The sequence below is a fragment of the Nocardioides sp. Z43_10 genome (assembly GCF_059766615.1).
Genome location: NZ_JCBAJY010000003.1, coordinates 350,788 through 364,460, shown reverse-complemented (window position 1 = coordinate 364,460; position 13,673 = coordinate 350,788). Strand labels below are relative to the sequence as shown.

Here is a 13,673-nt window from a genome sequence, read left to right as displayed (position 1 = left end):
CCATCCCGACCGGGGTGGCAGCCCTCGTGCGTGGTGGTGGGACTTCCTAGGATTCCACTTTCCGTCGGCGACCTGCGGGAGGAGCCTCCTTGCCGTGCAGGTGCCGTGGCAACAGCAGCGCAGGGAGGATGATGAGCACCGTCAGGCCGAAGGCCACCCAGAAGGCGTACCCGTAGGAGTCGGCCATCAGCGGCCCGACGATCGGCATCTCCCGGCTCGGGATGGAGTGCAGCTCGGTGGCGCCGCCACCACTGCCCTTACTGGCGGAGTCGAGGCCCCGCGAGGTGAGCTGGCCGGTGAGGTGGTGGGTCAGGACGGTGACCAGGATGGCGCTGCCGAAGGACGCGCCGACCTGCTGGATGGCGGACAGCGTGGGGGCTCCCTTCGTCGCCTGGGCCTTGCTGAGCGTGCTGTACGCCGAGGAGATGGTCGGCATCATCACCGAGCCGATGCCGATGCCGCGCACGAAGAGGGCGACCGAGAGCCACGTGTAGGAGGTGTCGACGCCGACCTGGGTGAACGGGTAGGTGCCGGCGAGGGCGAGCACCACGCCGACCGGGACGACGTACCCGGCCCCGATCCGGTCCGTGAGGCGACCGGTGAGGAGCACCGCCACGATCGCGCCGAGGCCCTGCGGGGCGAGCAGCAGGCCGGCGCCGAGCGCGCCCTCGCCGCGGACGGTCTGGTAGTACAGCGGCAGCAGGATCATCCCGCCGAACATGGCGACCGCCACCAGGAACACCGCTGCCGTGCTGCTGGCGAAGACGCGGTTGCCCAGCAGGCGGACGTCGATGAGGGAGTCCGCCCCGCGGTGGAGGCTGTGCGCGACGTAGAGCGCCATGCCGACGCCGCCGGCGATGAGCCAGCCCAGGACCCCCCGCTCCGCGAACCCGCCGCGGGAGCTGGCCTCGGACAGGCCGTAGAGCAGCATGGCGAGGCCGCCCGAGAGCAGGACCAGGCCGAGCACGTCCAGTCGTCCGGGCGCCTCGGCAGCGCCGCCGGAGGGCAGCTTCCAGAGCGCCAGGGCGATCGCGATGATGCCGACCGGCACGTTGACCACGAAGATCCAGTGCCAGGTCGTGTACTCCACCAGCAGGCCGCCCAGCACCGGCCCGAACACCGGTCCCAGCAGCATCGGCACGCCGAGGATGGACATGGCCCGCCCCATCCGGTCGGACCCGGCGGCCGTGGCGATCATCGCCTGTCCGGCCGGCGTCAGCATGCCGCCGCCGAGGCCCTGGAGGATCCGGAAGCCGATCAGGCTCTCCATGTTCCAGGCGGTCGCGCACAGGGCGGAGCCGAGCATGAACATGGTCACCGCGGTGATCCAGATCCGCTTCGATCCGAAGCGGTCCATGGCCCAGCCGGTGATCGGGATGACGATGGCGACGGCGAGCAGGTAGCCGGTGACGACCCACTGGGTCTTGGCCAGCGACGCGTCGAGGTCGGAGCTCAGTGTGTCGAGCGCGACGTTCACGATCGTGCTGTCGAGGACCGCCATGATCATGCCGGAGACGACGACCAGGCCGGTGACGATCACCTTGCGCTCGAGTCGGTCGTTGGGGGTGGTTGCCATCTGTCTGACTCCAACCGTGGGGAGTTCCGAGAACGACGCAGACGGACCGAGACCGGCCTTGGGGACGCGCAGAGATCTCTCCACGCTAACCCCAACCGGCTCAGAACACCGCCACCCGCGGTGGGAGCGTCACTGGCGGCGCCCGGTGAGCAGCAGGTACTCCCAGTCCATGGCGCCCTCGCCCAGGTCGTGGCGCTGCATGAGCTCGGCCAGCTCGCGATCCAGTGCCTCCACCTTCTCCGGGTCCTCGGCGATGGCGCGGTAGACCGCGATGGTGGGGCCGTAGGTGGCCTTGAAGAAGTCGCGGAACTGCGCGCCGTCGGCGAACCGGTCGACGCGCAGGCTCTCGGTGCTCGCCTCGACGTCGCCGACCCGCTCGCCGAACAGCGAGCGGACGTGCTGCTCGTCGCCCCACAGCGGGGGCGGCTGCGCGCCGGCCGGCGGCGGCGGGGCGTACGGCTTCATCGTCGCGAACATCTGCCCGATGAACCCGGCCGGCGTCCAGCTGAGCAGCCCGATGGTGCCGCCGGGGCGACACACCCGGGCCAGCTCATCGGCGGCCACCTGGTGGAACGGCGCGAACATCGCGCCCACGCACGACATCACGGTGTCGAACGAGGCGTCCTCATAGGGCAGGGCCTCGGCGTCGCCCTCGTGCCAGTCGAGCTGGACTCCGCGGGACTCGGCGTCGCGGCGCCCCGCCGCCAGCAGCTCCGGGGTCAGGTCCGAGGCGACCACGTCGGCGCCCGCCTCGGCCGCGGGGATGGCGGCGTTGCCGGACCCGGCGGCCACGTCGAGGACGCGTTGGCCCGGACGGACCCCGCACGCCTGCACCAGGCGCGGTCCCAGGGTGGGGATCACGTCGGTGGCCACCGAGGGGTAGTCGCCCAGTGCCCACATGGCGCGGTGCTTGGCCTTGATGTCGGGTGCGGCGGTGCTCTGGTCGGTCATGGTTCCTCCCGAAGGTCGAGTCTTCCCTCGAGACTGGCCCCGCCGGGCAGCTGAGGGCCAGTGCCGGATCTGTACCACCCAGTTCGCGCCGGGCACTGGTGCGGCGGGTCTGGGACGCGCTCTACTGGAAGATCCGCATCCAGGAGGAGCCATGTCGTCCTACGGCCAGTTCTGCCCGGTGGCGAAGGCCATGGAGCTGCTCGACGAGCGGTGGACGCTGCTCGTCGTACGCGAGCTGCTCGCCGGGAGCACCCACTTCAACGACCTGCGCCGGGGGAACCCGAAGATGTCGCCGGCCCTGCTGTCCAAGCGTCTGCGCACCCTCGAGCGCGCCGGCGTCGTACGCCGCGAGGTGCGGCACGGGCGCAGCGGCTACCTGCTGACCCCCGCCGGCGAGGAGCTGCGCCCCGTCGTCGAGCAGCTCGGCGCCTGGGGGGTGCGCTGGATCGGCCGACTGGGCGAGGAGGACCTCGACCCGCACCTGCTGATGTGGGACCTGCGCCGCACGGTGCCGGTCGCGCTCTGGCCGCCCGGGCGCACGGTGGTCTCGTTCGCGTTCCACGACGTCCTCGCCGCCCGGTGGTGGCTGTGCGTCAACGCCGGCGAGGCCGACGTGTGCGACGTCGACCCCGGCCACGAGGTGGCCGCACGCGTCGCCACCGGCCTGCGCACGCTCACCGAGATCTGGCTCGGCGACCGCACCTGGGGCCGGGCGCTGCGAGCTGGGCTGGTCGAGATCACCGGCCCCTGCGCCCGTGAGGTGCCCGGCTGGCTCGGGCAGGCCACGCTCGCGGCGGTGCCCCGACCCGCCTGAGGCCGGCCCCCACCGATCGCACGCTCGTCAATCAGAAGGCTCGTGGCCCTCGCGGCGCTCCTGCAGCCGGCGCTGGGCCTCGGGCAGGAACTCCAGGCACGGCGCCTCGGCGCCCGGGTGCTTCTCGGCGAGATGGAAGATCCAGCGGTCCATCGCGGCCATGAACCCGTTGTCGGCGCCGGGCCGGTACGCCGACCACTTGCGCTCGCCCTTCGCGACGCACTGCGAGCAGCTGATCTTGTAGACGAACTGCTGCTGCGCGTCGAGGTCGATCTTCACTCTCGCGAGGGGGCCGGCCTGGGCGGCGGCCTTCCGCTCGCGAGCCGAGCGGCTCGCCGTCATGTCACACACCTCTGCGGGGGAAGGGGAGGCCCGAGCATACCGGCCGGGACCCCGAGGACGGCGGTCCGCGTTGCCGCACTCACCGAGACTGCCCACCCGCTCGGGGGTGGCGAGCGGGCACACTCCGGGCGTGACGACTTCGCCTGTGCCTCGTTCCCCGCGGTGAGCGAGGAGCTCCTCCTCGGCGTGGTCCTGCTCGGCGTCCTCACCGGCGCGCTCGCCCAGGCAGCCACCGGCATGGGCTTCTCGCTGGTGGCCGCGCCCGTCCTGGTGCTCGCCCTGGGCCCCCGCGAGGGCGTCGCCGCCACGCTGGGCCTCGCCACGCTGGCCTCGGCGATCCCGCTGGCGCGCGAGGTGCGCCAGGTGCAGCCCGGCGCCGTGCTGCGGCTGCTGGTCCCCACCCTGCTGTGCACGCCGCTGGTGGCCTGGGCCGTGGCCGGGGCCGACACCCGGTGGCTGGCCCTCACTGGCGGGGTCGGGGTCATCGCGGCCGTGCTGCTATTGGCCGGCGGCCTGCGGTCGCTGTGGTTCCGCACCCCGCAGGCCGTCGTCCTCACCGGCGCGACCAGTGCGCTACTGAACGTCGTCGGCGGTGTCGGCGGGCCCCCGATCGGGCTCTACGCGGCGAACACCGACTGGGAGCCCCGCGTGCTGCGCGCCAACCTGCATGCCTTCTTCGTCGTCCAGAACGCCGTCACGGCCCTGCTGCTGGGTCTGCGCCTGCCCGGCCCGGGGGAGCTGGCGGCCCTGGCCGCCGGCACAGTCGGGGGACTCTGGCTCACCGCCCGGATCGCGCCGGCGGCCGCGCGCGCCGGTGTGCTCGTGGTCTCCCTGGTCGGCGGGATCGGCCTCGTCGCGGGAGCGGCGCTGAGCGGCTGAGGTCGCTCAGCCCGTCTCCGCCAGCCACTCGTGGCACAGCCACCAGGCGTCCACGGCGGCGAAGGTGTCGAGCGGGTCGAGACCGGTGACCTGGGTGAAGCGCTGCACCCGGTTGCGCACGGTGTTGGCATGCACGAACAGCTCGCCGGCGGCTCGGGCCGTGTCCCGGTCGCACTCCAGCCAGCTACGCACCGCCCGCGCCACCGGTACGACGTGCTCGCCGAGCCGGGCACGGGCGTCGCGGTGACGCGCGACGAGACCGGTCGCCAGGTCGCGCCGCGCGAGCACGGCGGCGACGCTCGCCACCTCGGCCACGTGCACCAGCCCGCGCCGTCCGATGGCCTCGGCGGCGGCCACCGCCGCGGTGGCGAACCGGTGCCCCGCGCCCACCTCCTCGGGCTCGACCGGGCCGGCCAGCCCGACCACGCTCGTCTCGGCGGCGCGCCCGGCCGGACGACGGGCCACCACAGCGACGACCACGTCGCCGACCCGGGCCGCGCAGGCGGGGGAGTGCTCGCGGGCCAGCCGCTCGAGCGCCGCGGTGGCCGCCTGGTCGCTGCCCCGGGCCACCAGCACCCACAGCGCCCCGCCGGTGGGCAGGCCCGCCTCGGCCGCGGCCAGCGCCGCGGCCGACCCGCCCTCCAACAGCCGGCGCAGCAGCTCGGCGTCCCGGGTGCGCTGCGGCCCGCCCCAGCCGCCCGGGTCGCGGTCGCTGCGGTCCCGGGCGTCGCGCGCCTCCCGGTGGGCCCGGATCAGCCGTCCGCGCACGGCCTCGGCCCAGTCGTCGTACAGCTCGCGGGCATCGAGCAGCCGCACCGGATCCAGGCCGCGCGCCTGGGCGAGCTCCCGGGCGCGCGCCCAGATCGCCCGCTCCGCGACGTGGATCGCGCCCAGGACCCCCTCGATCGGGATGCCCTGGCCGGCCCGGGTCACCGCGAGCTCCTCGACGAAGGCGAGCTCGGCCTCGGTGGGGCCGCGGCGCCCGGCGAGCGCTCGGGTAGCGGCGGTGAGCAGCGCCCGAGTGTGCCCGGCGATGTCGGCCGACGGCAGCGACGACACATCCTGCACGGCCGTGCGCACCCCGGCCACCACCGACGTCATCAGGTCGTCCTCGACAAGGACCTGCTCGATCAGGTCGACGACGCCGGACCAGTCCGCGGACGAGGTGGGGTGCATGGCGACATCGTGACAGCCGCCGGTTGTGGCGCGCCACAATGCGACGCCCCCAGGCGGTGCCTCGGGCCATGTTCAGTGCCGCGACGGGCCTCTACGGTTGTGCGGCCGGACAGCCCCGTGTCCACGGACAGCTCTCGCCCCACCCGGCGCCATCCCCCAAGGAGGACGCATGCCCTCGCCCGCGCGCGTGGCGGTGATCGGTGCCGGAGCCGCCGGCCTGGCCGCCACGAAGGCCCTGCTCGACGTCGGCGCCGACGTGGTGGCCTACGAGAAGGGCGACCGGCCGGGCGGGCTCTGGGTCCGCGACAACAGCAGCGGCCTCTCGCCGGCGTACGCCTCGCTGCACCTGAACACCAGCCGGGGCCGCACCGAGTTCGCCGACCTCCCGATGCCGGCGCAGTGGAGCGACTACCCCTCCGCGGACCTCGTCGCCGGCTACCTCGCCGACTACGCCCGCACCTTCGGCGTGCTCGAGCGCATCCGCTTCCACACCACGGTGACCTCCGTCAGCCGCGAGGACGGCGGCTGGCAGGTCGCGGTGGACGGCGCGCGGACCGAGCGCTTCGACGCGGTCGTCGTCGCCAACGGCCACAACTGGGACCCGCGCTGGCCCTCGCCGTCGTACCCGGGCACCTTCGCCGGCGCCCAGCTGCACGCCCACGACTACCGCGAGGCCGACGTGTTCGCCGACAAGCGGGTGCTCGTCGTCGGGATGGGCAACTCCGCGATGGACATCGCCGTCGACGCCTCGCACGTCGGCAGCGGACCGGTGCTGCTCTCGGCCCGGCACGGCGTCCACATCGTGCCCAAGTACCTCTTCGGTCGCCCCTCGGACGCCACCGGAGCCGCGCTGTCCGCCCTGCCCTGGCGGGTGCGCCAGGTCGTCGCGCAGACCATGCTGCGCCTGGCCGTCGGCACCCCGCAGCGCTACGGCCTGCCGGCGCCGGCCGGCGGGCTCTTCCAGAACCACCCGACGATCAGCGACACGATCCTGCACCGGCTCACCCACGGCGAGGTCGTGGCCCGCCCCGGCATCGAGCGCCTCGACGGCTCCCGGGTGGTGTTCACCGACGGGAGCAGCGACGAGGTCGACGTGATCGTCTGGGCCACCGGCTACCGCGTCACGATCCCCTTCCTGTCCGCGCAGTGGCTCGGCGAGGACCCGGAGTCGCTGCTGCTGCACGAGCGTGTCTTCCACCTCGACGAGCCGACCCTCGGCTTCGTCGGGCTGATGCAGTCCACCGGAGCCGCGCTGCCCGTCGTCGAGGCGCAGGCCAAGCTCTTCGCCGCCCACGTCGGCGGCGACTACGCCCTGCCCGATCCGGCCGCCCGGCGCCGCGCGGCCGAGCGGGCCCTGGCCGCGGCCCGCGGGCGCTGGGGCGACAAGCGCCCGGCGATGCGCATCGACTTCGACGAGTACGTCGCCCGGATCCCGCGCGAGATCGAGGCCGGCCGGCGCCGCCTCGCCGAGGGCGCCCCCGGATTCGCGGACGGGAAGGTGCCCGCATGAGCCGCCGAGACGCCACCGGCCTGCGGGTCCTGGTCACCGGCGCGTCCGGGACCTTCGGGCGCGCGATCTGCGCCGAGCTGAGCGCCCTGGGGGCCGAGGTCGTCGGCCTCGACGTCGCGCCTCGCCCCGACGACCCGGTCCGGGTGCTGGCCTGCGACCTCACCGATGACGACGCGGTGCCCGTCGCGGTCGCCGAGGCCATCGCCACGCTGGGCGGCCTCGACATCCTGATCAACAACGCCGGCATCGGCGGGCCGGCGCCCGCCGAGCTCGCCCCCGGCGCCGAGGTACGTCGCCAGCTCGACATCAACCTGCTCGGCACCTGGCGGGTCAGCGCCGCCTGCGTCGAGGCGCTGGTGGCCTCGCGCGGGCGGGTGGTGATGCTGACCTCGCGGATGGCGGTCATGCAGCTGCCGCTCGCCGCGGCGTACGGCGCCTCGAAGCGCGCGCTGGTGGCCTACGCCGACGCGCTGCGCCTCGAGCTCGGCACCCACGTGGGCGTGACCTGCGTCTACCCCTCTGCGGTGCGCAGCCCGATCCACGACTCCACCGCGTCGGCCGGGCTGTCGCTGGAGGGGATGAGCAGCTACGAGCCGCTCGAGGGCGTCGTCGACGCGGTGCTGCACGCCGCGCTGTCGCGCCGGCCCCGCCGCGACCTGCCCACCACCCGGCGCGGTGCGGTCGAGTTCTTCCTGGCCCGCCACCTGCCGGCGCTCACCGACCGGATCGTCGCGCGCACCTTCGCCGCCCGGATCGGCTCCGGCGCCTTCGCCGGCGCCGAGTTGGCCGCCCGCGCGGTCTCCCGGCACACCGAGCGGGACGGGGCCCGCAGATGAGCACCGCCCACGAGCCGGTCGCTGTCACCGGCGAGAGCCACGACAACCGCGCCCGGACCCCGCACCTGCTGGCCTACGGCTCCGGCTCACTGGGGATGGGCGTGTGGGTCACCGTGCCCGGGCTGCTGCTGCTCTACTTCCTGACCCACACCCTGGGCGTGTCGCCGCTGCTGGCCGGGCTCACGCTGCTGGTGCCCAAGGTGATCGACGCCGTGGTGCACCCGGTGCTGGGCACCTGGTCGGACCGCGGGGCACGCCGCGTCGGCCACCGGCGCCAGATGCTGCGCGTCGGCCTGTTCCTCGCCCTGGCGATGGCCGCGATGTTCACGGTGCCCGACGGCGTCTCGGGCGGCTGGGCGGCACTGTGGGTGGGCGGCTTCTACATCGTCGGCAACCTGCTCTTCGCCTGCTTCCAGGTGCCCTACCTGACCACCCCGTCGGACCTGCGCGTCGGCTACCACGAGCGCACCCGCGTGTTCATGGTCCGGATGCTGCTGCTGACCGTCGGCCTGCTGCTCGCCGGCGTGCTGGCACCGGCGCTGGTCGAGGACGGCGAGCGCGGCAGCTATGCCCGGATGGCGCTGCTGCTCGGCGCCCTGATGGTGCTCAGCGGCCTGGTGGCCATCCGGGGCGTGCGCCGGCTCACCGAGACCTGCGGCTTCCGGATGCCCGACGAGCGGGCCCACTCCACGCGCGCCGACCTGGTGCTCGCCTGGAGGGACCGGGACTTCCGGCTGCTCGCGCTGTCCTACCTGTTCACCGGCACCACCACCCACCTCGTGCTGGCGGCGGTCCCGTTCTACGCCGAGTACGTCCTCGCCGACAGCGGTCTCACCGCCGTCCTGATGGGCGCCTTCCTCGGCCCCGCCGTGGTCGCCGGACCGGTCTGGATGTCGGCCTCGCGGGTGCTCGGCAAGCAGCGCGGCCTGCTCCTGGCCCAGGTGCTCTTCATCCTCGGCAGCGTGCTGCTGCTGTTCGGGGAGGGGCTCGGCGTCCCGGCGACCGTCGCGATCGTGGTCTGCTCGGCATCTCCTTCGCCGGACTGCAGCTGCTCGCCTTCTCGATGGTCCCCGACGCGGTCGCCGCCGCGGAGGAGCGCGGCACGTCGCGCGCCGGCGCCTATACCGGCGTGTGGACCGCGACCGAGGCGGTCGGCACCGCGATCGGGCCCTACGTCTACTCCGCCGTGCTGGCCATCGGCGGCTTCGTCTCGGCGGTCGACGGCGACAGCGTGGCTCAGAGCGACGGGGCGCTCGACGCCCTGCTGATCGGGTTCACCCTGGTGCCGGCGGTGCTGATGGCGGTGGCGGTGGCCTTCCAGCGGCTTTGCGCGCTGGACCACGCCGCGGTGCCGCGCGGCTGAGGGCGAGTTCTCCACAGGTTCGAAACTGGCTCTGGTGGCAACACCGGGGCGGGTCTTTGCTGGGGGCATGTCGAGATCACGACCTCCCCGGCGCCGCGCCCGCCCCGCATCGGACACTCCCTTCCCGGCGGATGACCCTCTGGCGAAGCTCTGGCGGATCCTGGTCGCCGCGGACCGGGCCGAGGTGGCCGGCGACGCGGCCTTCGCCTGTCAGCTGATGCGGGCCCACCCCGTCGGTCCCGATGGCAGGCCGTTCTGGCGCCCGTGGCGGGTGCTCGCGCTCGAGCAGCTCGTCGAGCTCGGCCCGGCTCGGCCGGCCTGGGTGACCTCGCGCTGGATGCTGGCGCAGGCCCTGCAGCACGCGGACGCGACGAGCCGCGAGCGGTGCAGCGCGGCCCTCGACCTGGCGCTCGACCTGCTTGAGGACTCCGCGGACCCACCGGGGGCCGACCGGGTGGACAGGATCAGCCAGGTGATGGACCACGACTGGGTCTACCGCCAGCTGCACCTCTACGAGCTCGGGGGCCTGGCGGACTTCGTGCACCGGGTCGCCTCCCGGGAGCTGCGGCGCGCCGGGGAGGACATGGTCCTGTGGCTGCGTGCCGCCATGGGCGGCTACCGGCTCCAGGGAGCCGACCGGGGCAGCCTCAGCTGGGAGGACCTCGCCACCCACGACACCGTCACCACGCTCGACACCGGTGCGGCAGCGCTCGTGCTCCCGGGGGAGACCGTGCTCGGACGACTGGTCCCGGCCGGTGACGACACGATCTTCGAGGGCGTGCCGCTGCTCGTGTCGCCCGAGCTCGCCGGTGCGGTGGCGGCGTCCCCGGGGGACTGGCTGCAGCTGCTGCGCCAGGCCGAGGACAGGCCGGACACGTACCTCGCGCCCGGGTGCGGCTTCGCCTCGGACGTGCGCGTCGACGTCCTGGACGCGATGGGTGGGGGCCTCGACCTGGTGCTCGAGGCGCTGGAGATCGTCGAGCACGGCGAGGTCGAGAGCGTGCCGGGCGACGTCGACATCTGGCCCTACTGCGCCGCGGTCCTGCTCCGGCCCGGGCGGCTCGACGCGATCGCCGGGCTGCTGGGCCCCGAGGACGCCGAGATGGTGGCCGCGCTGGCGGGGCGACTGGCCGAGCCGGCGGCGTCCGCGTGCCATCGGCTGGCGGCCCGGCTGCAGGCCGCGGCCTGAGCGGCCACAGGCCGTGTGACCTGGGCAGATGCCGTTCGAGAAGTTCTCCACAGATTGGTCCGCGGGGGTTACCGGGGGGACCTCTCTTGACTACAATCGATTTTATGTTTGAACTCTCGGGTTATGGGCTGAACGGCAGCGACGACGCTGCCGATGCACCCGTGCCCGAGACGCCCGAGCGCCCGGGTGAGTTCTGGGTCGAGGTCCTCGCGGCGGTCGAGCCCGCGGGCCTCAGCGATGCCGGACTGGTCGACGAGCTGGCCGGGTTGGAGCGGCTCACCTCCGCGGCGGCCGCGGCCAAGGCCCGGCTGACCGCGGATCTCGCGGCACGGCGCCGCGCCGAGGACACCGCCCGCGGCGTCCCGGCCCAGCGGTGCGGGCGCGGTGTCGCCCACGAGGTCGCGCTGGCACGCCGGGAGTCCCCGCACGCGGGCCGTGAGCACGTCACGCTCGCGGTGGCGCTGGTCGAGGACCTGCCCCACGCCCTGGCCGCGCTGGCCCGCGGCGACCTCAACGAGCACCGCGCGCAGATCCTGGCCCGCGAGAGCGCCGACCTGTCGCGCGAGGACCGGGCTTGCGTGGACGCCACACTCGCACCGCAGCTGAGCTAGATGGGTAACCGCGAGCTCACCCTGGCCACCCGCCGCCTGGCCTACGCCCTCGACGCCGAGGGCGCCGCCCAGCGCGCCACCCGCGCCCGGTCCCGGCGCCGCGTCACCCACCGCGGACTGGGCGACGGCATGGTCCGCATCAGCGCCGACGTGCCGGCCTGGGACGCGATCGTGGCGATGCAGGCCCTGGCCGAGCATGCCGACCACCTCAAGGCGTGCGGGGACACCCGCACCCGCGACCAGATCGTCGCCGACGAGTTCCTCACCCGCCTCGACCAGCCCGCCACCGCGCGTGGGCGGCGCATCGAGATCCAGTTGGTGATGAACGCCGAGATGCTGCTCGACCCCGACCACACCACGCCGCCGCACCTGGTCGGCTACGGCCCCGTGCCCGCCAAGGTGGTCGCCACCCTGCTGGGCGACCCCGACGCCGAGATCGCGATCCGACGGCTCTACACCAACCCCGCCGACGGGGCGCTGGTCGCGATGGACTCCCGCGCCCAGCTGTTCACCGGCGGCCTGCGCCGGCTGCTGTTCGCCCGCGACGGCGAGACCTGCCGCACGCCGTACTGCGACGCGCCCGTGCGGCACGGCGACCACGTCACCCCCCGCTCCCGCGGCGGGGCCACCACCCTGGACCAGGGCCAGGGACTGTGCGCGGCCTGCAACTACGCCAAAGAGGCCCCCGGCTGGCGCCACCGCACCACCAGCGAGCGCCACACCCGCCACGCCGTCGAGGTCACCACCCCCACCGGCCACACCCACCACTCCAAGGCCCCGCCACCACCAGTGCCCCCCACCAGCGCCGCCCACGGACTCGACGTCCGCATCCACCACCGCCCCACCAGCCTCGAGATCGACTGGGTCCTCGGCGCCTAGGGCTGCCCGGGGCTCAGAGGCCGCGACGCATCCGGGCCGCGCGCTGGCCGGGCGTCTCGCCGTACTCCTTGGTGAACGCCGCCACGAACGCGGACGCGCTGGAGTAGCCCACCCGGTGGGCGGTCTCGGTCACCGGGTGCAGGCCGAGCAGGGCCAGCGAGGCCTGCAGCCGCAGCCGGGTGCGCCACGCGGTGAAGGAGAGTGCGTACTCCCGGATGAAGTCGCGCTGCAGGCTCTTCACGCTGGTGTGCAGGCGGGTCGCCCACGCCTCCAGGCTGGTCTCGTCGGCCGGGTCGGTGGACAGCGCGGCGGCGACCACTCGGGCTGCGACAGGCCGGGGCCACCGAGGCGTCGGATCGCGCCGGCGGCGGCGCCGTCCATGGTCAGGGTGCCGGCCGGGACCTCCTGGACCGCCGGCGGCACCTCGCGCAGGCACACCCGGTAGACCGTCTGGCGGTCGCAGCCGCGGGCCGCGAACACCGCACCGCGGCGTACCCACAGTGCCTCGTCGGGCCCAGGAAGCGGTGACTCCCGCCGCGCGCGACCGCGAGCATCCCGTCCGGGGACCACACGACCTGGTGCAGGTAGTCGTCGCGGCTCTCGGCCGAGCTCGTCGAGGAGGTCTTCGGGCTGCCCTGCCTGATCGTGGAGGACCCGGTGGCCGGCACCCCGATGATCGTGCCGACGCTGGTGTGAGGCTGTGGCGAAGTTGTGGCGAAGTTGTGGTGCACATCGCCACCCCCCAAGGATTGCCCTTCGGTGGCCGATGGTGGCACCATCGATTTTCTGTCCGGGCTACTCGCGCCCGCGCAGACGAAATGCTCCGCACTCCGCCGGAGCCGCCTGGACCGCGCCGAGGCCCGTCACGTCGCCAGGTTGAACACGACCCAAGGAAGTGCAGAGACGGGCGCGGGAGACCCAAGCAGCACGCCTGAGCGGTGAGACCACCGTGAGGGCTCGGGGTGAAGTCGAGCAGCGCTCGACCGGGCACGGCGTCCGAATCCGACAGGACTCCTTCCGCAGGCGGTGCCGAGGAACCACTGTGAACAACGCCCGTATCGGCGTGCTGTCGCGCGCCCGCTCCCTTGCCCTGCTCCTGGTCGTCGCCTTCATGCTGGCCGGCACCCTCGTCGTCGCCGGCGGAGCCTCCGCCCCGGCCGACGCGATCGGCGCCAAAGCCCTGAAGAAGCGCGGCGAGAGGGTCGTCGCGGTCGCCCGCAACCAGGCCGGCGACCCCTACCGCTACGGCGCCACCGGCCCCAACGCCTTCGACTGCTCCGGCCTGACGCAGTACGTCTACCGCAAGGCCACCGGCAAGCAGCTGCCGCGCACCTCCGACGCCCAGGCCCGGGCCGCCAAGCGGATCAAGCGCTCCAGCGCCCGCCGCGGCGACCTGGTCTTCTTCCACAGCGGCGGCAACGTCTACCACGCCGCGATCTACGCCGGGAACAACAAGATCTGGCACTCGCCGAACTCCGGCTCGCGGGTGCACAAGGCGAAGATCTGGTCCAGCAGCGTCTTCTTCGGCCGGGTCCGCTGAGGCACTG

The 13,673-nt window shown here is 73.9% G+C and carries 14 protein-coding genes and 1 pseudogene; 10 read left to right on the top strand and 5 right to left on the bottom strand.

Annotated features, from left to right (window positions below; translation table 11 throughout):
• Positions 1-46: 46 nt before the first annotated feature.
• The gene (locus AC6EI4_RS07945) at positions 47-1,576 is read right to left on the bottom strand and encodes an MDR family MFS transporter (RefSeq protein WP_498421032.1); all 1,530 of its coding nucleotides are present in this window, start codon (positions 1,574-1,576) and stop codon (positions 47-49) included.
• Between the two features lie 129 nt (positions 1,577-1,705).
• Entirely contained in the window at positions 1,706-2,527 is an 822-nt protein-coding gene (locus AC6EI4_RS07940; RefSeq protein WP_498451127.1) for a class I SAM-dependent methyltransferase, read from the bottom strand.
• 151 nt (positions 2,528-2,678) lie between these two features.
• On the opposite strand from AC6EI4_RS07940, the gene AC6EI4_RS07935 reads away from it, so the two are divergent.
• Entirely contained in the window at positions 2,679-3,341 is a 663-nt protein-coding gene (locus AC6EI4_RS07935) for a winged helix-turn-helix transcriptional regulator (protein WP_498451126.1), read from the top strand.
• A gap of 27 nt (positions 3,342-3,368) precedes the next feature.
• Here AC6EI4_RS07935 and AC6EI4_RS07930 read toward each other — a convergent pair whose 3' ends face one another.
• Positions 3,369-3,683, bottom strand: coding sequence for a hypothetical protein (locus tag AC6EI4_RS07930; protein ID WP_498421040.1), 315 nt, complete (start codon positions 3,681-3,683; stop codon positions 3,369-3,371).
• 162 nt (positions 3,684-3,845) lie between these two features.
• On the opposite strand from AC6EI4_RS07930, the gene AC6EI4_RS07925 reads away from it, so the two are divergent.
• A complete protein-coding gene (locus AC6EI4_RS07925) occupies positions 3,846-4,562 on the top strand; it encodes a TSUP family transporter (RefSeq protein WP_498451125.1) in 717 nt (238 codons plus the stop codon).
• 6 nt (positions 4,563-4,568) lie between these two features.
• On the opposite strand, the gene AC6EI4_RS07920 is transcribed toward AC6EI4_RS07925, so the two are convergent.
• The gene (locus AC6EI4_RS07920) at positions 4,569-5,738 is read right to left on the bottom strand and encodes a helix-turn-helix domain-containing protein (protein WP_498451124.1); all 1,170 of its coding nucleotides are present in this window, start codon (positions 5,736-5,738) and stop codon (positions 4,569-4,571) included.
• A gap of 169 nt (positions 5,739-5,907) precedes the next feature.
• Between AC6EI4_RS07920 and AC6EI4_RS07915 the strand changes: the two genes are divergently transcribed.
• From AC6EI4_RS07915 to AC6EI4_RS07885, 7 genes and pseudogenes are all read left to right on the top strand, one after another.
• Positions 5,908-7,248, top strand: coding sequence for a flavin-containing monooxygenase (locus tag AC6EI4_RS07915; protein ID WP_498451123.1), 1,341 nt, complete (start codon positions 5,908-5,910; stop codon positions 7,246-7,248).
• On the top strand, positions 7,245-8,084 hold the full coding sequence (locus AC6EI4_RS07910) for an SDR family NAD(P)-dependent oxidoreductase (protein WP_498451122.1): 840 nt from the start codon (positions 7,245-7,247) through the stop codon (positions 8,082-8,084). The genes AC6EI4_RS07915 and AC6EI4_RS07910 overlap by 4 nt, the downstream gene beginning before the upstream one ends.
• A pseudogene (locus AC6EI4_RS07905) lies at positions 8,081-9,085 on the top strand (MFS transporter); the annotation flags it as partial. The gene AC6EI4_RS07910 and the pseudogene AC6EI4_RS07905, both read left to right, overlap by 4 nt.
• 62 nt (positions 9,086-9,147) lie before the next feature.
• Complete coding sequence (locus AC6EI4_RS07900; RefSeq protein ID WP_498451121.1) at positions 9,148-9,447, top strand: MFS transporter; 300 nt, start codon at positions 9,148-9,150, stop codon at positions 9,445-9,447.
• A gap of 67 nt (positions 9,448-9,514) precedes the next feature.
• Positions 9,515-10,636, top strand: coding sequence for a hypothetical protein (locus AC6EI4_RS07895; protein WP_498451120.1), 1,122 nt, complete (start codon positions 9,515-9,517; stop codon positions 10,634-10,636).
• A gap of 104 nt (positions 10,637-10,740) precedes the next feature.
• Positions 10,741-11,247, top strand: coding sequence for a hypothetical protein (locus AC6EI4_RS07890; protein WP_498451119.1), 507 nt, complete (start codon positions 10,741-10,743; stop codon positions 11,245-11,247).
• Positions 11,248-12,126: an HNH endonuclease gene (locus tag AC6EI4_RS07885; RefSeq protein ID WP_498451118.1), complete on the top strand. Its 879-nt coding sequence runs from the start codon at positions 11,248-11,250 to the stop codon at positions 12,124-12,126.
• 13 nt (positions 12,127-12,139) lie between these two features.
• Here the strand turns inward: AC6EI4_RS07885 and AC6EI4_RS07880 are convergent, their stop codons facing one another.
• Positions 12,140-12,445 carry a helix-turn-helix transcriptional regulator gene (locus tag AC6EI4_RS07880; RefSeq protein WP_498421056.1) on the bottom strand — a complete coding sequence of 102 codons (306 nt, stop codon included), beginning with the start codon at positions 12,443-12,445 and terminating at the stop codon, positions 12,140-12,142.
• A 723-nt stretch (positions 12,446-13,168) separates the two neighbouring features.
• On the opposite strand from AC6EI4_RS07880, the gene AC6EI4_RS07875 reads away from it, so the two are divergent.
• Positions 13,169-13,666, top strand: coding sequence for a C40 family peptidase (locus AC6EI4_RS07875; RefSeq protein WP_498421058.1), 498 nt, complete (start codon positions 13,169-13,171; stop codon positions 13,664-13,666).
• Positions 13,667-13,673: the final 7 nt, after the last annotated feature.